This window comes from Xanthobacter autotrophicus ATCC 700552, assembly GCF_043194565.1.
Lineage (GTDB): Bacteria > Pseudomonadota > Alphaproteobacteria > Rhizobiales > Xanthobacteraceae > Xanthobacter > Xanthobacter autotrophicus_F.
On sequence record NZ_JBAFVS010000007.1, the window covers coordinates 212,453 to 232,956 of the forward strand.

Annotated in this window: 11 protein-coding genes; 1 reads left to right on the forward strand and 10 read right to left on the reverse strand. The window is 69.8% G+C overall.

Annotated elements, in window-relative coordinates; genetic code table 11:
* Positions 1 to 103: 103 nt before the first annotated feature.
* The 9 genes from pbpC to V5F48_RS10255 all read right to left on the reverse strand — a co-directional run bounded on the left by pbpC (position 104) and on the right by V5F48_RS10255 (position 16,434).
* Complete coding sequence (gene pbpC / locus V5F48_RS10215) at positions 104 to 2,197, reverse strand: penicillin-binding protein 1C (protein WP_394258601.1); 2,094 nt, start codon at positions 2,195 to 2,197, stop codon at positions 104 to 106.
* Positions 2,194 to 7,491, reverse strand: a complete 5,298-nt coding sequence (locus tag V5F48_RS10220; RefSeq protein WP_394258602.1) for an alpha-2-macroglobulin family protein — start codon at positions 7,489 to 7,491, stop codon at positions 2,194 to 2,196. Before V5F48_RS10220 ends, pbpC begins: the two co-directional genes overlap by 4 nt.
* A gap of 465 nt (positions 7,492 to 7,956) precedes the next feature.
* On the reverse strand, positions 7,957 to 8,562 hold the full coding sequence (locus V5F48_RS10225) for a glycosyltransferase (RefSeq protein ID WP_394258603.1): 606 nt from the start codon (positions 8,560 to 8,562) through the stop codon (positions 7,957 to 7,959).
* 227 nt (positions 8,563 to 8,789) lie between these two features.
* Positions 8,790 to 8,978, reverse strand: coding sequence for a hypothetical protein (locus tag V5F48_RS10230; protein ID WP_138401061.1), 189 nt, complete (start codon positions 8,976 to 8,978; stop codon positions 8,790 to 8,792).
* A 108-nt stretch (positions 8,979 to 9,086) separates the two neighbouring features.
* Positions 9,087 to 9,878, reverse strand: a complete 792-nt coding sequence (gene fabI, locus V5F48_RS10235; protein ID WP_394258641.1) for an enoyl-ACP reductase FabI — start codon at positions 9,876 to 9,878, stop codon at positions 9,087 to 9,089.
* 26 nt (positions 9,879 to 9,904) lie between these two features.
* Positions 9,905 to 12,190, reverse strand: a complete 2,286-nt coding sequence (locus V5F48_RS10240) for a DUF3141 domain-containing protein (RefSeq protein WP_394258604.1) — start codon at positions 12,188 to 12,190, stop codon at positions 9,905 to 9,907.
* 112 nt (positions 12,191 to 12,302) lie between these two features.
* Positions 12,303 to 13,514: an acetate/propionate family kinase gene (locus tag V5F48_RS10245; protein ID WP_394258605.1), complete on the reverse strand. Its 1,212-nt coding sequence runs from the start codon at positions 13,512 to 13,514 to the stop codon at positions 12,303 to 12,305.
* 2 nt (positions 13,515 to 13,516) lie between these two features.
* Positions 13,517 to 14,491: a phosphate acetyltransferase gene (locus tag V5F48_RS10250; RefSeq protein WP_394258642.1), complete on the reverse strand. Its 975-nt coding sequence runs from the start codon at positions 14,489 to 14,491 to the stop codon at positions 13,517 to 13,519.
* A 224-nt stretch (positions 14,492 to 14,715) separates the two neighbouring features.
* Positions 14,716 to 16,434 (reverse strand): SulP family inorganic anion transporter, encoded by a 1,719-nt coding sequence (locus V5F48_RS10255; RefSeq protein WP_394258606.1) that lies wholly within the window; start codon positions 16,432 to 16,434, stop codon positions 14,716 to 14,718.
* 802 nt (positions 16,435 to 17,236) lie between these two features.
* Here V5F48_RS10255 and V5F48_RS10260 point away from each other — a divergent pair.
* Entirely contained in the window at positions 17,237 to 18,907 is a 1,671-nt protein-coding gene (locus V5F48_RS10260) for a GMC family oxidoreductase (RefSeq protein WP_394258607.1), read from the forward strand.
* Positions 18,908 to 18,914: 7 nt separating this feature from the next.
* Here the strand turns inward: V5F48_RS10260 and V5F48_RS10265 are convergent, their stop codons facing one another.
* Complete coding sequence (locus V5F48_RS10265; protein ID WP_394258608.1) at positions 18,915 to 20,456, reverse strand: acyl-CoA synthetase; 1,542 nt, start codon at positions 20,454 to 20,456, stop codon at positions 18,915 to 18,917.
* Positions 20,457 to 20,504: the final 48 nt, after the last annotated feature.

Consider the following 20,504-nt stretch of genomic DNA (forward strand, 5'->3'; position numbering starts at 1 on the left):
GTTTCCGGGCTCGTTCGCCCGGAGCGTGACATCTTCTACGTTTCCTCCCAGTGCCTGTCCCGCCCACCGCAAGGTGGCGCGGGACTTTCTTTTGGGGGTGGTCCTACTCGACCCGCACCGTCACGCTGTCGGAGAGCCCGTCGGCATCGATCACCGTCAGCCGGGCGAAGCCGCGCCCCTGCGGCGTCCAGGACAGGGTGCGCCGGTCCTCCACCTGCGCCACCGGACGGCCGTCCAAGAGCAAGGTGAGCGGGAAGGTGCCGCCATCCACCTTGAGCGCGAGGGTTTCCGCCTCCGCGCCGGAAACCCGCGCGCCGTCCGGCGGATAGACCACCTGCAAGGGCTGCTCCTGCCGGGTGCGGCCGAAATGGCGCTGTGGCACCGGCAACCGTGCATTCGCCGCCATCACCGCGCCGCGCGGCGCCGGGCCGAGCCCCGCCGGCGTCCGGACGATGCGGGCGAAGGCGTCGAACAAAAGCGGCGCTGCCGCCCCCCGGCCGGTGAGGTCGGGCACCGCCTGCCCGTCGGGCCGGCCCACCCAGACGCCCACGGTGCGGCGCCCATCAAAGCCCATGGCCCAGCTGTCGCGATAGCCGTAGGAGGTGCCGGTCTTGAAGGCGATGCGCCCGCCCAGCGCATTGTCCGGCGCCGGCGTGCCCAGAAGACACTGGCCCACATACCAAGCGGCCACCGGATCCACCAGCCGGGACCGACGCGGCACCGCCACCGCGCCGCCCTCACGACGGAAGACCAGCGGATGCGCCTCGCCGCCGCGTGACAGCGCCCCGTAGAGCATGGTGAGGTCCACCAGGCGGATGCCCACGCCGCCGAGGCCCATGGGCAAGGCCGGCGCCGCCCCCGGCGGCAGCTCCAGCCGCGCCCCGGCCTGCTGGAGGCGGGTGGCGAGACGCTGCGGCCCCACCGCATCCAAGAGCCGCACCGCCGGCACGTTCAAGGACAGTTGCAGCGCCTTGCGCACCGAAAGGGTGCCCTGGAAGCCGCGGTCGAAATTCTCCGGCCGCCAGCCGCCGAAGCGGGCGGGCCGATCCTCGATCAGGGTTTCGGGATGGGCGATGCCGTCCTCGAAGGCGAGGGCGTAGATGAAGGGCTTCAGCGTGGACCCCGGCGAGCGCACCGCGCGGGCAAGATCCACCGCGCCGGCCCGCTCCCTGTCGAGGTAGTCCGCCGAGGCCACATAGGCCCGCACCTGCGCGCTGTCATTGTCCATCACCACCATGGCCGATGACAGCCCCCGGCCCAGCGCCCGCGTGCGCTCGCGCACCAGCTCCTCCAGCTTTTCCTGCAGCGGCGCGTCGAGGGTAGAGAGATGGCGCGAGAGATCCGGCCGCTCGGCCACCATCTGCTCGGCGAGATGGGGCGCCAGCTGCGGCAAGGGGCGCCGCGCCATCGGCACCGGCTCGGCCTTGGCCACGCGCACCTCGTCGGCGGCAATGAGGCCCTGGGACAAAAGCCGGTCCAGCACCCGGTCGCGCGCCGCCCGCGCACGCGCCGCGAAGCGATCCGGCCGGCGCGATTCCGGCGCCTGCGGCAGGGCCACCAGCAAAGCCGCCTCGCCGAGGGTGAGCCGGCGCGGCTCCTTGCCGAAATAGGTGAGGGCGGCGGCCCGCACCCCCTCGATATTGCCGCCATAGGGGGCCAGCGTGAGATAGAGCCCGAGGATCTCGGACTTCGAAAGCCGCGCCTCCAGCTCCAGCGCCCGGCGCATCTGGGCGAGCTTGGCGGCAAGGGTGCGCGGGCGTGGCGGCAGCGTCAGGCGCGCCACCTGCATGGTCAGGGTCGAGCCGCCCGAGACCACCCGCAGCGATGCCGCCGCCTGTCCCGCCGCCCGCAGCAAGGCCAGCGCATCGACCCCGCCGTGCCGCTCGAACCGGCGATCCTCATAGGCGAGGATCATGGTGAGAAGGCGCGGGTCCACGTCCGCCACCGTGGCGGCAAGCCGCCAGCGGCCGTCGGGCAGCGCGAAGGGGCGCAGCAGCCGGCCCTCGCGATCCACCACCTCGGCCGAGACCTTCAGCGGCGGCGCCGGCGGGGTGTGGGCGCGCACGTAGGTGAGGCCGGCAAAGCCCCCGCCCGCGAGCAACCCCGCCCCCAGCACGAGGCCGGCCGCCACCCGCCACCACGGCCGGCAACGGGCGGGAGCGGCGGGCAACGGCCCGGATGGTCCGGTCGCGCTCATCGGGCGGGCGCCACCTCCAGCGTGCCGGCGGCGGTGCGGGCGAAGCGGTCGGGACGGTACATGTCCTCCACCATGGCGGGGGGATGGGCATAGCGCCCCGGCGCGACCGCCCGCACCGTGTAGGCGACGATGAAGGCGTCGTCGCCCTCCTGCCGTGTCACCGAGGCGACGAAGCGGTCGTCGCGGAACTCCACATGGCCGGCCTCGCTGGTCTCGTCGAGCCAGGTGAAGCCGCCGTCGCCACCCTGGACGAGGCTGGGATTCTCGATCTCGAAGCCGGCGGGCAGGTAGTCCACCAGCAATACGTCGGCCAGCGCGCTCTGGGTCTCGGTGAAGGAGAGCACCACGGCGAAACGCTGGTTCTGCACCGCCTTGGAGGGGTCGGCGGGCTTGCCGTCGAGGGTGAAATAGCGCCGCTCCAGGGTGAAGCCCTTGGCCACCGGCGGTTCCGGCGCAACGGGGGCGCCATTGATGCCGATCACCACCTTCACCGGCTCGGCGCCGGCATTGCGCAGGGTCAGCGGCCCGCGCTCCAGGTCGGCGCGCGAGAGCTTGCGGCCGAATGGGCCGCGCACCAGCCTGCCGTCCACCTCCAGCCCCATGTTGGCGGCACTGGCCGCCAGCGTGCGGGCGGCGAGCAGCAGCCAGGCATTCTCCTGGGTGGAGGTGCGCTCGGTGCGCACCCGCGCGGCGTCCACGCGGGCAAGGGCCACGTCGGCGAGCTTCTCCAGCCCCGCCTCGCGGGCGAGCACGGTGAGGGCCGCCGCATCGCGCAGCACCGAGCCGAAATCGGCCCGGCCCGCCACCGGCGCGCCCGGATTGGCCGGCAGGCCCTCGATGGCCACGTTGAAGGCCCGTTCCGCCCGGGTGCGATCGCCGAGCAAGGCGAGCGCCGCCCCTACCTGTCCCTTGGCGAGGGGGGTGCCGAGGTCCTTCAGCCTTGTGTCGGCGAGATAGCGCAGGTCGCCCAGCGGCGCGCGGCCGTTGCGGGCCAGCACGTAGAGCGCATAGGCGAGGTTCTCGGTCTCCGCCCGCATGTCGGCACCGGCGAGGTTGACCACGTTGCGCAGCCGGTCGAGGGCCAATGAGAAGGCCACCTCCGGCACGGCAAAGCCCTTCTCCTTGGCGCGGCTCAGGAAATCCACCACATAGGCGTCGAGCCAGGTGTCGGAGCCGCCGGCCGACCACAGGCCGAAGGAGCCATCCGAGCCCTGCCGGGCCATCACCCGCACGATGGCGTCGCGGATGCGCTGGTCGGCCTCCGGATCGGTGGCGCGGCCGGCCAGCACGCTGAGTTCGTTGTAGGACAGGAGCGGCAGCGCCCGGCTGGTGATCTGCTCGGTGCAGCCATAGGGGTAGCGATCGAGGGCGGCGAGCAGGGCCGGCACGTCGATGGTGCTGGACGGCATGGCGCTCACCGCCACGCTGCCGGTTCCCGGCAAGAGGTCGGCGAGGAGATCGCGCGACAGGGTGATGCTCTCCCCCGGGGCGAGCGTGCGCACCGTGCGCCGCTCGATGTCCGGATAGGCCGGGCGCACGTTCATCTCGAAGCTGCGGGTGATGTCGAGCCCCTGCCCGCTCAGCCGCGCGGTGACGGTGGCGGGACCCACAGCCTTGCCCTCCAGAGCGAGCCGCAGGGACTGGCGCTGCTTTGCCGCCAGCGTCACCGGGCCGGCCGGCTGGGTGACGGTGGCGGCACCGGTGGCGGAAACATCAAGGCGATACTCGCCGTCGGGCGCTTCCACATTGGTGAGGTCGAGGTTCAGGCTGGAGCGGTCGCCGGAGGCGAGGAAGCGCGGCAGGGTGGCGAGCATCACCACCTTGTCGCGCACCACCACGTCGGCGGCGGCGTGGCCGAGCTTGCCCGCGCTCCAGGCGATGGCCATCACCCGCGCGGTGCCGTCGAAGGCGGGGATGGGGAAGGATACGGTGGCGGTGCCGTCCGCCCCCACCTCCACCAGGCCGGAGAACAGCGCCAGCGGCGGCCCATTGGGCGGGCTCGCGAGCATGACCGTCTCGCTGCCGTCGCCGCCGGAGCGCAGCCGGCCGGCCGCACCCTGCATGCCGTCGATGAGCGCACCGTAGAAATCGCGGATGTCGGAGGTCAGCCGGCGCTGGCCGAACACCACCGCATCGGGGGCCGGCGGCTTGTAGCCGGTGAGGTTGAGGATGCCCACGTCCACCGCCGCCACGCTCACATAGGCCTTTTCGCCCGCGGCGAGGCCGGCGACGCGCACCGGTACGGAAAGGGTGGTGTTGGGGCGGATCTGCGCGGGCGGGGAAAGCTCCACCTTCAGGGTGCGCGCGTCCTTGTTCACGGAGAACCATGAGAGACCGATGGCGCGGCCGGGCATGCGGCTTGCTGCAACATCAAGGGGCCGGTGCATGAAGGCCACCACATAGGCCCCCGGCCCCCAGCCCGCCCCCACCTTGAAGCTCACGGTGTTGGCGCCAGGCGAAACGGTCAGGAATTTCTGCTCCAGAAGGCCCTCGTTCAGCACCAGCACGCTGGCGGTGCCAGCGGCGCGGGCGGTGATGGTGGCGTCCAGCGTGTCGCCGGTGGCATAGGCGGCGCGGTCCAGCGTCAGATCCAGCCGGTCCGGCGTATCGGCGCTGCCTTCGCCGGCGAAACCCGCCTCGAAGGCCAGGCTGGTGAGCGGCAGGCCATCGCCGATGATGTCGAGGCGGTAGCGGCCATATTGCGTGGGCATGGCAAGGCGCGCCGGACCGTCCGCCTTGGTGTCGAGCCGGCCGTCCGCCACGCGGGTCACGGTCTTCACCGGCTCATAGTCCCACGAGCCGCTGACGCGATACCACTGGTAGCGCGTCTCGATGCGCGACAGCTTCCAAGTCAGGCCGGGGGCGGCGAGAAGCTTGTCGTCGATGCCGGCGACCACCACGTCGAAATTGGCCACCTCCCCTTCCCGCACCCGGTCGGCAAACAGCGGCTTCAAGCCGATCTGGCTGCCCGCCGGCGCCACCGGCAGCACGATGGTGCGCTGGACCGCGCGGCCGCCCGCCTCCACGAGGCGCACGAAGGCTTCCATCTCCAGCGGCCGCGCCGTGCGCGGCAGGTCGGAGGCGACAAGGCGCAGGCTGGCGCGGCCGCGCGCGTCGGTCTGGGGCGCATCCGCCAGGGGCTGGCGCTCGGCCAGCACCTGGTCCTCCCCGTTGCCGAAGCGGTAGCCGGCAAAGCCGGGGCGCTCGGCGGCGGCGCGCAATTGGCTCTCGGCTTCCACGTCCAGGCCGGCGGCGGGGGCGCCGAACAGGAAGCGCCCGTCCACCAGCACTTCGGCCGGCCGGTTGCGCGGCAGGCGCGTCTCGCGGGCGGAAAGGTCGAATTCCACCCGGTCGGGCACATAGTCTTCCACCAGGAAGGTCACCTCGCCCACGGCCGGCGCCTTGGGATCGGTGAGGGCCTTGGCGCGCCAGGTGCCGGTCATGGCGCCCTTGAGCAAGGCGAAGTCCGCCGTGCGCCCGCCCGCCCCCTGGTCCGCCACCACGAGGCGGCGATCGGCGACCCCATCGGGCCGGTAGAGCTGGAGAGTCAGGGGCACGCCGGGCGCGGCATTGCCCTGCGCGTCGCGCAGCAGGACGGTAAGGTGAACGGTCTCGCCAGAGCGGTACACGCCGCGCTCGGTGGCAAGGAAGGCGTCCAGCCCCCCCGGCGCGTCGCGGCCGGACACACCCCGATCGGTGAGGTCGAAGGCGGTTTCCTTGAGCGACAGGAAGGCGTAGTCGCCGCCCTCCGTGCGCGCCGTCACCACCTCGGGACCCAGGCCAGCGGGGCCGCGCGACAGACCGGCATCGAAGCGCACATAGCCGTTGGCGTCGCTCTTCACCGTGCCCAGCACCTCATTGGAGCGGGCGATGAGGCGAACTTCCGCGCCCGCCACCGGCTCGGCGCTGCCGAGCGAGCGGAGAAGGACGTGCACGCCGTCCTGCCCCGACAAGGCGGTGAGGCCGAGATCGGAGACGATGAACCACTGGGTCGCCTTGGTGGAATAATCGTCGTCGCCGGCGGTCTTTTCCGGCTCGGCGGTCATCACATAAACGCCCGGCTCCAGCCGCCCCACCGCCTCGGTGACCGGCACGGCGGTGGTGACATCGGCGTTCAGCGGATTGTCCACCTCCAGCACGCCGGAATAGACGGCGATGGCGGAGCCTTCGGCCAGCCGCTCGCGCGCATAGGCCTCGATGCCCTGCCGGAACTCGCCCTGGATGGCGGTGGGCACCAGGCCCCGGTCTCCGATGCGCAGGATGTCGACCTTCACCGCGCTGGTGTTCACCGAAACCAGCGGGATGCCCTTCTGTCCGGTGCGCGGCAGCACGTAATTGCGGCCGGTGAAGCCCACGCTGGGCGAACGGTCGCGCACATAGAGGGTGAGCTCGGTGGCCTTGCGCAGGCGCTCGCCGGTGACGGCGGGAATGCCGGGCCGCACCGCCAGCGTGTAGCGCTCGCCGTGCTTCAGGCCCTCGACGCAGATCTGCCGCGCCTCGCCGGTAATGGCCGGCTTGTCCATTCCCCCCACCTGCACGAAGGCCGCGAAATCGATGCCGGCGGCCAGATCCTCGGAGAATTGCACGCAGGCGCGCGGGGCGGCGGCGTCGGATTCCACGGAATAATCCACCAGCCGGAAGCCGTGCTCCTCCTTCAGCTTGTCGAGGAAAGTGCGGTCGGCGGCGTTGTCGCGCAGGTCGATGGCCAGCTTCATGGTGTCGATGGCGGCGTTCCACAGGCGCCGGTCGGCATAGATGTGGCCGATGAAGGACAGCGCCTCGCCCTCCTCCGCCCGGGTCTGCGCCCGGCGATAGGCGATGAAGGCGGCGCCCATGGCATTGTCGATGAAGGCGGAGGCGTCCTCGTCGTCGTTGGGCTTGATGGCCGCGAGCGAGCGGGCAAGGCGCAGCCACACCCCCGAATCCTGCGCCTGGGCGATGGCGAGGCTGGCATAAAGCTCGGCGGCGGCGCGCGCATCGTTGCGCTGGAAGGCCTGGGCGGCGTCGCGGCGCACCTTGTCGAGGGGCTGGGTGGGCGCGGTCCCCTCACGGCGCAGCACCCGCTCGTAGCGGCGGGCGGCGCTCACCAGGTCGGAGCGCTGAAAGGTCTTGAGGCTGGCGGGGCGGGGTGGCACGGGCGGCTGCGGCTGGGCCGAAGGCGCGCCGGAGGGCACGCTTGCCGGCGGGCGGGGCACCTGCCCGAAGGCCAGCGTCGCCGGGCTGGCAACCGCGACGGCAAGGCAGGCCATGCGGCCGAGCGTCAGGAGGCGATGACGCAGGGATTCGCGCTGCAAAGGATCACGGCGCAAGGACTCACGGCAGAGGAAAAGACGGCGCAGAAAAAGACGGGACAGGAAAAGACGGCGAAGGTCCATGGACCGCTCCCTCGGTGCGCGGCACCGCTACGGGAGGCGAGGCGTGCGCCGCGGGCCTCAGGCGGGGCATCGATCAGGCACCATGCCCGATCTGTCCCGGAGCAGGTTCCGGTCAGATTGCATCACAATCGGACCGGCAAACTGTTCCCTGTCCTGAAGTCGGAGACGGATCCGCCGTGCAGGCCATTGCAACCTGAACGGATCGCGCTCCAAAGCCCGCTGATCGTTCGACCGGCCCCCTTACGAGAAATGACCGACCGGCGCCCGCTTCCCCAAGAGAAGCCGGCCCGACCCCGCGCCGCCATCTATGCGCAACCGGGGCTGATCGCCAAGGGGGATGTTGAGAACCGCCGGGAAATTTCCCGAACGGCAGACCTTCGGCCCTCAGGCGTCCCCGGCTGGCATCAGCACATGGGGGCGCAGCAGGTGAATGCGGCGGCGGCCGATTCGCGCCACCAGCCGCCGTTCCGCCCTGCCGCCGGAGGGGTGGCCGCCGAGCCGTTCGTAGTATGTGCGGGAGATGAGCAGCCCCTGGCCGGGCGCCGGCAGGCCGAACAGGGCCAGCCGCGCCACCGCCAGCGCTTCGCCGACGCGCGGACCGATGCCGTAGCCGTCCACGGCGAGGCGGAAGGTGGCGGCGATGCGCTCGGCCTGGCCGCGCCGCTCGCAGGTTTCGATGAAGGCCATCACCTCCCGCGACCAGCCTTCCTCCAGGATGGAGCAATCCGACAGGAACAGCACCCAGCGCCCACGCGACTGCGCCGCCCCCTGGCGCAGCCGCGCGCCCACGTCGTCCACACCGGTGAGGAAGGCGCAGCCGGCGGCATCGGCAATGGTGAGGGTGCCGTCCGTGGAGCCGGAATCCACCAGGGTCACGTCACGCAGCACGCCCGCAGTCACGCCCGGAACGAGCGCCGACAGGACCGGCACGAGCTGGCGTTCGGAATTGTGCGTTGCAATGACGACGGAGAGCACGGGAAACGTTCTCATTGAGCGTTCCCGCCAGCTATACCGCCGCATCCGCGCGCCGTCGATGCCGCAACGCACAAAAACTGATATCTGTTGCGGCCTGCCGGCTAGAGCACGCGCCGATCAGATTGCATCGCAATCTGATCGGATAACGCTCTAAGGATCGATGCGGACCGGCCGGAAGCCGCGCGCCGACACCCCAAAGGCTCCGAAGGCTCGGGGACTTCCGCCGGGCGGTTACGCCAGCGCTATTTCGGGCAGGGCACGACCTTATAGACCGCATCGGCGAACTGCTTGACGCCCACATTGATGCGCAGGGGCGAGGTCCAGGTCTGGTAGGTGACGATGCCGCGGGTCATGGCGATCACCTTGTAATTCTCGATGCCCTTGGTCTTGTAGCACTTGCCGGGCTGAATATCCTCTTCCTTCAAAGGCATGGCGAACCTCAACGCAATTGGCCGAAACAATGTGGCCAGTATGATCGCCTTGAGGATCGTGATCAAGAAGGCCCGCCGCAGTGCAGCAGCCCCGCCTGGACGGGTGCGTCACGCCATGATGGAGAGGCCGCCATCCACATAGACGGTCATGCCGGTGAGCCGCCGCGCGAAGGGGGTGGCCAGGAACGCCGTGGTGAGGCCCACGTCGTCGATGTCCACCAGTTCGCCGATGGGCGCGCGCTGGGTGGCCTCGGACAGCAATACGTCGAAATCCTTGATTCCGGACGCGGCACGGGTCTTCAGCGGGCCAGGCGAGACGGCATGGACGCGGATGTCCTTCTGTCCCAGCTCGTAGGCGAGATAACGCACCGTGCTCTCCAGGGCCGCCTTCACCGGACCCATGAGATTGTAGTTGGGCACCACCTTGTCGGCGCCGTGATAGCTCATGGCCATCAGCGTACCGCCATGGGTCATCAGCGGCTCGGCGAGCTTCGCCATGCGGATGAAGGAGTGGCAGGAAATGTCCATGGCCACCTTGAACCCCTCCGCCGAGGAATCCACCAGCCGGCCCTGAAGATCGTCCTTGGGGGCGAAGGCGATGGAATGCAGCGCGATGTCGAGGCCGCCCCACTCCTGAGCGATGCGGGCGAAGACGGCGTCAAGCTCGCCCTCGCGGCTCACGTCGCAGGGGGCGAAGATGCTGGCGCCCAGTTCCTGCGCCAGCGGCTCCACATGGGGCCGCGCCTTTTCATTGAGGTAGGTGATCGCCAGATCGGCACCGAGCCGGCGGAACACCCGGGCGCAGCCATAGGCGATGGAATGCTCGTTGGCGATGCCGAGCACCAGCGCCTTGCGGCCCTTCAGCGCCGCTCCCAGCAGGTCCCAGTCCGGCTGAGACATGGAACCCGTCGTCGTGTCCTGCGCGCTCATACGGCCTGCCCTGCATAGGAAGGAAATGGAATGACCTGACCCTGGGCGCCCTGCCCCGCCGGGCTTTCGGCCAGCACACGCTTCACGTCGGCGACAAAGTCGGTCACCTGCGGCCCGAAGGCGATGTTCGCGAGCAGCCGGTCCAGCAGGGTCAGCAGGTGGGCGCGCGCCTCCGGCGTCGGCAGCAGCGCCGGCAGGGTGGCGAGGGCATCGTCGGGCGCATGCTCGACGATGATGGACTGCCGCCGGATCACCGCCTGCGCATCATCGGCCGGCAGCGCGAGGAGCCCCACCTCCTGCCCCACCAGTTCGCGGATCTGCTTCAGGGTGGAGAGACGCTGGTGCCCGCCGCCGCGCTTCTGGGCGAGCAGCGCCACGCGCACCGCCGCATCGGTGAAGCCGCCTTCGCGCAGGGCGGCGAGCGCGGACGCCACCTCCACCGGCGACTGCTCCACGATGGCGGGGGTCGCCGGCGCGGTGAGGTCGGGGTCCACCATGGCAAGGGTGCCGTAGAGCCGGAAGAACTCCGTCTCCACCGTGGCGTCGCGCATCTGCCGGTAGAGATCGAAGCCGGCGGTGATGGCGGTGGCCATGAAATGCTCGGCGGCCACGTGCGGGCCGTCCTCGTTGCGCGGGGTGCGCTGGCCGCGGGCAAACTCGGCGAACGGCGCCAAAGCGGCGAGGAACGGATTGAGGTCCGAAAGCCCCCAGCGCACCGCCCGCAGCGGGTGCACGGCCCGCATCGCCCGGCCCATCTCCGGCGTCACCACGGCGGCGAGCACGGGATGCACGAAGGTCTCATAGGCCCGCGCATTGACCTCGGAAACATTCGCCACCGCCTCGAAGGGGATTTCGTCCTTCCGGCTGTATTTCTGCAGCAGGGCAAGGTCTTCCACCTGGCGCTCGGTGAGCGTCACGTCGTATTTCACCTCGGCGCCGGAATGATCCTCCTCGATGGTCATGCCATAGAGGCCGGGGGGCAGCGCCTCCACATATTCGAGAAGGTCCACAATCTGCGCATGCTCGCGCTTGGCCACCGCACCGGAAACGAAGATGCCGAGATGGCCGACGCTCTGGTGCATCAGACCGACGATCACCTGCCCCGCGTCCTTCAGGGCCTGGGTGGTGGGATAAAGGTCGGCCACCCAGTTGATGGCCTGCTGCGGCGGGGTGATGTTGTCGCCCAGCGAGGCGAAGACGATGATGGGCGAGCGCACCGCCTTGAGGTCGAAGGTCCTGCCCGGCGCCCATTCCGCCTTGCCGGCGGCCAACCTGTTACCGACGAACAGGTTCTCCACGATCCACTTGATCTCTTCCCGGTTCATCAGGAAGTAGCCGCCCCACCAGCGCTCGAACTCCAGGAAGCGCGGCGGCTCCGAGTCGATGCGGGAATAGAGGTTGTAATACTTACCGAAATAGGTGTTGGCCGGGTTCAGATACTCGAAATTGTCCACCAGATAGGCGCCGTCGAAGACACCTCCGCCGAGGTCCGCGGCGAGTGAGGCCGTCCACGCGCCGCCCAGCACGCCGCCGGCGTAGCGCATGGGGTTTTCGGCATCGTTGCCGGCCCAGTAGGACATGGGCGCCCCATTCACCACGATGGGCCCCACATTTTCGGGATCAAGTGCGGCCACCAGCATGGCGGCCCAGCCGCCCTGGCAATTGCCCATCACCACCGGCTTGCCGCGGGTGGGATGGCGCTCGCGCACGATGCGCACGAACTCGGTCTCCGCCAGCGACACGTCCGCCAGCGTCTGCCCCGGCACCGGCTCGGGGAAGAAGATGACCATGTAGACGGCGTGCCCGGCCTTGAGCGCGAAGCCCACTTCCGAATCCGCCTTGAAGCCGCCGATGCCCGGCCCGTGGCCGGCGCGCGGATCGATGATCAGGAACGGCCGCTTGTCGGGATCCAGCGTCACCCCCTCGGGCGGCAGGATGCGCACCAGGGCGTAGTTGGCCGGGCGCGCAAAGGTGCGCGCATCCGCGATCGTCTCATAGGCGAAGGCGAGCAGCGGCGGCTTGCCGGCCTTCTCGTGGGCGATCCAGTTGTTGCCGCGCTGGCGCATGGTGTCCCAGAAGATGAGGGACCGCTGGGCCGCATCGAACGTGTAGGAGACGGTGTCGCGCCACGCGCTCGCCGGATCCTGCGGGCGGCCGGCGGCGGTAAACGCGCTCGCCGCGCCGCGCATGGCCGTGCCATAGGCCGACACAGCCTCGCCGAGGCGCAGGCGGTAGATTTCCGCCACCCGGCCGTACACCTTCATCATGTCCAACGGGTTCATGTGCGTCTCCTTCGAGCACGCTCGCGTTTCATTGAACCGCGAAACGGCTCCAGGCCATTGTCCTAACGCGCCCTCTTCCCACGAGCCGGGTCCCCGCCTCGCTCGAAAACGCTCAGATCTCTCCGGCGGCCTGCCGGTCCTGCGCCAGCACCGCGCGCATCTCGCGCACGATGGTCCACTCCTCGTCGGTGGGGATCACATAGGCCTGCGGGCCGCTGCCCCTGGTGATGCGGGTCGCGCCGGAGCGGTTGGCCTCCGGGTCCAGCTCGAAGCCGGCCCAGCGGGCGGCCGCGATCACCTCGGCGCGGGTGGCGGCGTCGTTCTCGCCGATGCCGGCGGTGAAGACGAGGGCGTCGATGCCGCCCAGCGCCGCCACCAGCGAGCCCAACTCCCGGTTGATGCGATAGACGAACAGGTCGATGGCCCACTGCGCGCTCGGCTCCGCCTCGGCCTTCTCGCGCAGTTCGCGCATGTCGTTGGAGATGCCGGAAACGCCGAGCAGGCCGCATTTCGTATAAAGGAAATGCTCCGCCTCCGACGCGGTCATGCCCAGCTCGCGCTGGAGATAGAACACGACGCCGGCATCGATGGTGCCGCAGCGCGTGCCCATCACCAGCCCGTCCAGGGCGGAAAAGCCCATGGTGGTGGCGATGCTCTTCGAGGCCTCCATGGCACCGAGGCTCGCGCCCGAGCCGAGGTGCGCCGCCACCACCCTGCCGTGCACCAGGCGCTCGTCCACGTGGGGAAACTGGGTGGCGAGATAGGCATAGGACAGGCCGTGGAAGCCGTAGCGCTTCACCCCCGCGTCGGTGAGGGACTGCGGGATGGCGAAGGCCTGGGCGATCTCCGGCTGGGTGCGGTGGAAGGCGGTGTCGAAGGCCGCCACCTGCGGCAGGCCCGGCATCCGCCGGGCGATGATGCGGATGGGCTCGAGGCTGCGCGGCTGGTGCAGCGGCGCGAGTGGGGAAAGCTGATCCAGCTCGGCGATGATCTCCGGCGTCAGGCGCACCGCATGGCTGTAGTTCGGCCCGCCATGCACCACGCGATGGCCCACGGCCGCAAGCTGGTGGCCGCCGCGATGGTCCGCGAGCCAATCCGAGAGGTAGGCCAGCGCCTCCTCGAACCCGTAGGTGGCGGCGTGGGGCCAGCGTTCCTCCCCCACCACCCTCCCGTCGTGATCCTTCACCTTGAAGTGCGGATCGGTGCCGAGGCCCTCGAACAGGCCGCGATAGAGCCGGTTCGGCACATCCGCGCCATCGTCCACGAACACCTGGAACTTGAGGCTGGAGGAGCCGGCATTGAGGACAAGCTGCACCTTCGCCATGCTCAGACCTCCACGGCCTTGGTCACCGCGCGCTGGGCCGCGGCAAGCAGGGCCGCCACCGCGCAGGAGGCCAGCCGCGTGGACCTGGAATCCGCCCGGCTGGTCAGGATGATGGGAACGCGGGCGCCGAGCACGATCCCCGCGGCATCGGCGCCGGCGAGGAAGGTCAGGCTTTTCGCCAGCATGTTGCCGGCTTCCAGATCCGGCACCACCAGGATGTTGGCCCGCCCCGCCACCGGCGAGACGATGTGCTTGATGGCCGCCGAGCCGAGGTCGATGGCGTTGTCGAGGGCCAGCGGCCCGTCCACGATGCCGCCGGTGATCTGGCCGCGATCCGCCATCTTGCACAGGGCCGCAGCCTCGATGGTGGAGGGCACGTCGGGGTTCACCGTCTCCATGGCCGAGAGCACGGCGACGCGCGCCTCATCGAACTTCAGCGCATGGGCCAGGTCGATGGCGTTCTGGACGATATGGCGCTTGTCTTCCAGCGACGGGGCGATGTTGATGGCCGCGTCGGTGATGATCAGCGCGTCCGGATGGCCCGGCACGTCCATGAGGAAGCAGTGGCTGATGCGGCGCGCGGTGCGCAGGCCGGTGTCGCGGGCGACCACGGCGCCCATGAGTTCGTCCGTGTGCAGGCTACCCTTCATCAGGGCGTCGGCTTCGCCGCAGCGCACCAGTTCCACCGCCTTGGCGGCGGCCTCGTGGCTGTGGGCGGCGCCGACCTGCCGCAGAGCGGAAATATCCAGCCGGGCCGCCAGGGCTGCCGCCGCGATCTTCGCCGCCGGGCCGACCAGGATCGGCTCGATAAGGCCAAGCTCGGCCGCCTCCAGCGCCGCGCTGAGGGCCGCCTCGTCGCACGGATGGGCCACCGCCACCCTCAGCGTGGGCAAGGCCTGGGCGGCGGCGATGAGGCGATCGTACTTCTCGTGGCGCGGCGACTGGGCGTGCGGCGACAAAGGCTCAAGGGCAGACATGGGCTCAAGGGTAGACATGGGCTCAAGGGCAATGGAGGACGGCATCGAGGTTTCTCCCTGTCGTCCCACCGGTACCCGCGGCTCAATCTCCCCTCGCGCAGCGATCATGGCGCGAGACGGGCGGAGAAGAATGCCTCTACCGGGGTAGGCTCAGGCCCATTTCGTGCAAAAACCTATGCCGAATTCAGGCACTCGTCTTCCATGACACAAATCAATCCTTGGATTTATGACACTTGCGTATCGCCATCTTGATCGCTGCCGGACTGGTCCGTATCCGCCGCCGCCAGCGCCTCGACCGCCATGCGCAGGGTGGGATGGAAGACGATGCCATCCGGGTTGAAGCCGTGGGTGACCATCCAGTTGCGCCACTCGGTCTGCCGGCCGGCGCCGACGAGCGCAATGCCGCGCCGGTTCAGGGCCTCGAACACCTCCTTCAAGGTGAAAAGGCCGGTCACATCCACCTCGGTTACCGGTAGCAGGTCGAGAATGACCGCCTTCGGCGCCCCCTCTTCGGCGCTGGTGGCCGCCAGCAGCGCGTGGCGGAAATGCCCGGCATTGAAAAACACCAGCGGGCCGTTGAAGCGGAAGATGACGAGGCCGTGGGGCGCGGTGGCGCTTTGGTGCCGCGACAGGGCATGGAAGCCTGGCATGCCGGCCACCCGGCCGAGGATTTCCACCCGGGGGCGTGCGCTCATGCGCAGAAACCGCAGCACGGCCAGCACCACCGCGACCAGAATGCCCTGGGTCGCCCCCAGCACCACCACGCCCAGCGTGGCAAGAATGGAGATGACCGCCTCCGCCCGGTCGGCGCGGGCGATGAGGCGCAGGGTGGCAAGGTCCACCAGCGAGAGGCCCGCCATCACCAGCACCGCGCCCAGCGCCGCCACCGGCACGTAGCGCAGCGGCGTGGTGAGGAACATGAGCACCAGCGCCACCGCGAGGGCGGCGAACAGGGCGGCGGCATGGGTGCGCCCGCCGGCGGCATCGGCCATGGCGGTACGAGAATCCGCGCCACTGACGGCAAAGCCGTGGGTGAGGGCCGAAACCACATCGGCCGCGCCGAGGGCGGCGAAGTCCTTGTCCGGGTCCACCTCGTAGCCGTTCTTCGAGGCGAAGGAGCGGGACGCGAGCATCATGCTGGTGAAGCTCACCAGGGCGAGGCCGCCGGCGGCCGGCAACAAAGCGGCCAGGGCGTCCGGATCAAGCTGCACCAGCATGACGCCCGGGAGGCCCGCCGGCACCACGCCCAGCGTCTTCACCCCAAAAAGGTCGAGGCCGAGCAGGAACACCGCCAGCGCCGCGCCGGCCATGGCCAGCACCGCCGCCGGAAAGGCCGGGAGAAGCCGCCCGCTCGCGATCATGAGGCCGAACGCGCCAAGCGCAACAAGCAAGGTCGGCGGATGGGTCTCGCCGAGACGCAGGACAAGGTTGAAGGTTGCATGCAGGACATGACCACCCTCCCCCTCGATCCGCGTCATCTTGGCGAGCTGGCCCAGCACGATGGTGATGGCGATGCCGTTCATGAAGCCGACGAGGATGGGCTTGGAGAGGAAATCGGCCAGCACGCCGAGGCGCAGGAACCGCGCAAGGATGCAGATGATGCCGGTGAGCAGGGCCAATTGGGCCGACAGCGCCGCATAGGCCGCCCCGTCTCCAGCCGCCAGCGGCGCCACGGCGGCGGCGATGACGGCGCAGGTGGCCGCATCCGGCCCCAGCACCAGCTGGCGCGACGAACCGAAGATGGCATAGGCGACAAGAGGGAAGACGCTGGAATAGAGCCCAACCTCCGGACGGAAGCCGGCAAGCTCGGCATAGGCGATGCCCACCGGGATCGCCACCGCCGCCACCGCGAGCCCCGCCCTGAGGTCGGGGCCAAGATCCGTCCGGCGATAGGCGAGCAGGGCGGCAAGCCCGGGGGCCCAGTGCCTGAGGCCTTCACGCACGATCCCGCTCCTCGCCTTGCCGGTTCGACGTGCGCCGCTCCGGGACCCGGGGCGGACACGGCGTCCTTCACTCTAGCCGAGGACGGGAACGGCTGATAGCCGACTGACCTTATAGCCGACTGACTTGCGACTCGGGGAAGGGCGCTCGGGAAGGGCGCCCCGCGCCGGTGCGCGGGGCATAAGGCAAACCTGGAGGAAAATCCCGGCCGGGCCGCGTGCGGGGAAAGCGGCCCGGCCGACGCTGCCCGGAAGGTCTCGTGCAGCGCGGGATCATCTTTCGCCAGCACCGAAGCCGCCGCATCCCCCAAACTGAGGACGGGGCGGATTTCCGTCGCGGGATGCGCAGCGCCGGCCCTAGAGCACGCGCCGATCAGATTGCATCGCAATCTGATCGGATAACGCGTTCTCTTTCCTTAAGTTGAGAGGGCGATTCACCGAGCAAATTGGTTCAATTTGCTCGGATTGCGCTCTAAGCTTCCCGGCGGCTTCCCGGCGGCTCTCCGGCAGCACGTCAACGGCGTGGCCCGCGCCCTCCCCTCCCTGGGCTCCACGGCAGGCTCCGCGACGCGGCGGCCCGCCGTGATATCGTCGAGCCCCAAAGCACGCCCCCAGCCATCCGGCCGGTGCGCGCCGGCTGAAGGAAGATGCGCAATTCATCCAATCCATGCGTCGTCCCAGTCCATGGGACCAGGATCCGTCGCCAATAGCTACAATTTTGCACAATGGATCCGAATTTTTCGGCCTTGAGTCCAAATCTGCAAGCTGGGATCAAGGCAAAACCCAGCGCGAGGAGGAACGCCAGATGCAGCGCCAGAACGAACCGGCCGCCGAACCGCTGGAGGGGGATTACGACTATATCGTCGTGGGTGCCGGCACCGCCGGCTGCATCGTCGCCAACCGGCTGTCGGCGGATGCGCGCAAACGCGTGCTGATTCTCGAAGCCGGCGGCCACGACAACTGGATCTGGTTCCACATTCCGGTGGGTTATCTGTTCGCCATCGGCAATCCGCGCGCGGACTGGATGTTCCGGACCGACCCCGAGCCGGGGCTGAACGGCCGCTCGCTCGCCTATCCGCGCGGCAAGGTGATCGGCGGCTGCTCCGCCATCAATGCCATGATCTCCATGCGCGGCCAGGCGGCGGATTATGACCATTGGCGCCAGCTGGGCCTTACGGGCTGGGGGTGGGACGATGTGCTGCCCGCCTTCAAGACGCTGGAAGACCATTTCCTCGGCGCCAGCGACATCCACGGCACCGGCGGCGGCTGGCGCATCGAGGCGCCCCGCATCGCCTGGGAGGTGCTCGACAAGGTGGCGCAGGCGGCGGATGAGATGGGCATCCGCACCGTTCCCGATTTCAACACCGGCGACAATGAGGGCGTGGGCTATTTCCACGTCAACCAGAAGCGCGGCCGGCGCTGGTCCTCGGCCCGCGGCTTCCTGAAACCCGCCCTGTCCCGCCCCAACCTGCGGCTGGAAACAGGGGTGCTGGTGGATCGGCTCGTCATCGAGAACGGCCGGGCGGTGGGCGTGCGCTACCTGCAGAACGGCCGGTTGATGGAGGCCCGCACCCGCGGAGAGGTGATTCTTTCCGCCGGCTCCATCGGCTCCACCCAGGTGCTGCACCGCTCCGGCATCGGCCCCGGCGAATGGCTCTCGGCCCTCGGCATCGAGACCGTGCGCGACCGGCCGGGGGTGGGCCGCAACCTGCAGGATCATCTGCAGCAGCGGGCCATCTACAAGGTCTCCGGCATCCGCACCCTGAACGAGACCTATTATTCCCTGCCCCGCCGCGCGCTGATGGGCGTGGACTATGCCCTGCGCCGGCGCGGGCCGCTCACCATGGCGCCATCCCAGCTCGGCATCTTCACCCGCTCAGACCCGCGGCAGGAGCGGGCCAACATCCAGTTCCACGTGCAGCCGCTGTCGTTGGACAAGTTCGGCGAGCCGCTGCACCGCTTCCCGGCCATCACGGTGGCAGCCTGCAACCTGCGGCCCACATCCCGCGGCGTGGTGCGCCTCACCTCCCGGGCGCTGGATGCCGCGCCGCAGATCGCCCCCAATTATCTTTCCACCGAGGAGGACCGGCAGGTGGCGGCGGACGCCATCCGCGTCACCCGCCGCCTCATGCGCCAGCAGGCCCTCGCCCCCTATCGGCCGGAAGAATACCTGCCCGGCCCCGCGGTGGGCGAGGACGACGCAGCGCTGGCCAAGGCGGCGGGCGATATCGGCACCACCATCTTCCATCCCGTCGGCACGGCGAAGATGGGCCGACCGGACGATCCCATGGCGGTAGTGGATGAACGGTTGCGCTTCTACGGCATCGACGGGCTGCGCGTCATCGACGCCTCGGTGATGCCCACGATAACCTCGGGCAACACCAACACGCCCACCGCCATGATCGCCGAGATGGGCGCGCGCCTCGCCATCGCGGATGCGGCGCTGGGCGCATCCTCCGCCACCGCGGCGGCGTGAAACCCATTCACGTCCTCAGGGCACGGCGCAACACCTTGCCCGAGGGCGTGTGCGGCAGCTCCGGCACAAAGACATAGGCGCGCGGACGCTTGTATTCGGCCAGATGCCGGGCCACGTGATGCCCAAGCGCGTCCGCATCGCCTGCCGCCCCCTCGTGCAGCACCACGAAGGCGGTGATGATGGAGACATCACCGGATTTCACCTCCACCACCGCCGCCTCGGCGACGGAGGGATGATCGGCCAGCGCCCGCTCCACCTCTTCCGGCGCCACGCGATAGCCGAAGGCATTCATCTGGTCGTCGGAGCGGCCCTCGTACCAGAGGTAGCCGTCGGCATCGAAGCGGGCGAGGTCGCCGGTGAGAAACCAGTCGCCGCGCGTCACCGCCGCCGTCTCCTGCGGCAGGCCCCAATAGCCGAGCATGAGGCCGGGATCGGAGCGGTGGACGGCGAGGACGCCCGCCTCCCCCTGTGGCAGCGGCTGGTCGGCCGCATCCGCCCCCGCATCCGATGGCAGCACGCACACCCGCCGGCCCGCCTGCGGCTTGCCGGGGCTGCCGGGGCGTGTGGGCACATGCCGACCCGATGAGACGTAGGTGGAAATCTCGCTCATGCCGAGGGCCTCGTAGAGCGGGCGGCCGGTGGCCTTGAGCCAGTCGCGATGCAGCGTCGGCTTGAGCGCCTCGCCTGCCGTAAGGCCATGGCGCAGCGCGGGAAAGCGGCGGGGCGTGACGGCGCCGTATTTCAGGATGCGGCGGTAGAGGCCGGGGACGGCGGCGAACAGGGTGGCGCCGGTGGCCTCCAGCAGGTCGGGCCAGGCCTCGGGCGGGCGCTCGCCCAGATGGACGATGCTGGTCGCCCCCGCCGACCACGGGTCCATCAGGCCGGCGCCGAGGGTGTAGGTCCAGTTGAAGGCCCCGGCGTGGAACAGGCGGTCCGTCTCCGCAAGCCCGAGCCAGCCCTCCCGCATGGGCCTGCGGCCCAGCACCGCGCGCTGGGCATGGGCGACGCCCTTGGGCCGGCCGCTGGTGCCGGAGGTGTAGACGAGGAAGGCGAGATCGTCCGCCGTCGTATCGGAAACTTCGGCAGGATCGGCGTGTTCAAGTTCGGCGATCCCGGCTGGCCCGAGCACCCGCGCCGCGCCGGGCTCGGAGGGCATGGCGCCGGAGCCGTCGCCCACCACCAGAAGCGCGCCGGAATCAGCGAGGATGAGGTCCACCTCGTCCTTCGTGAGCAAGGTGGAGGTGGGAATGGGCGCGAGCCCCGCCGCGATGGCCCCGAAGAACAGCAGGGGAAACTGCGAGGTGTTGCCCACCCGCAGCAGCACCCGCGACCCGCGCGGCAGGCCATAAGCGGCGAAGCCCCCGGCCATGCGCGCCACCGCCGCGCGCATCTCGCCATAGGTCCAGGTCTCGACAATGCGCCCCTTGGGACCCTCCGCCACCAGCAGGGCGGGCTTGGCCCCGTCCGCCCCCTGGTGGAGGCAATAGCGGGCGAGGTTGAAGGGGGTGTCGGGCAGGGCGTCGCTCATGACGGGGACCATGGCGCTCATCTTGGATCAGCATGGACTTCCATAGCCAGACGGCACCGGCCGCCGGGC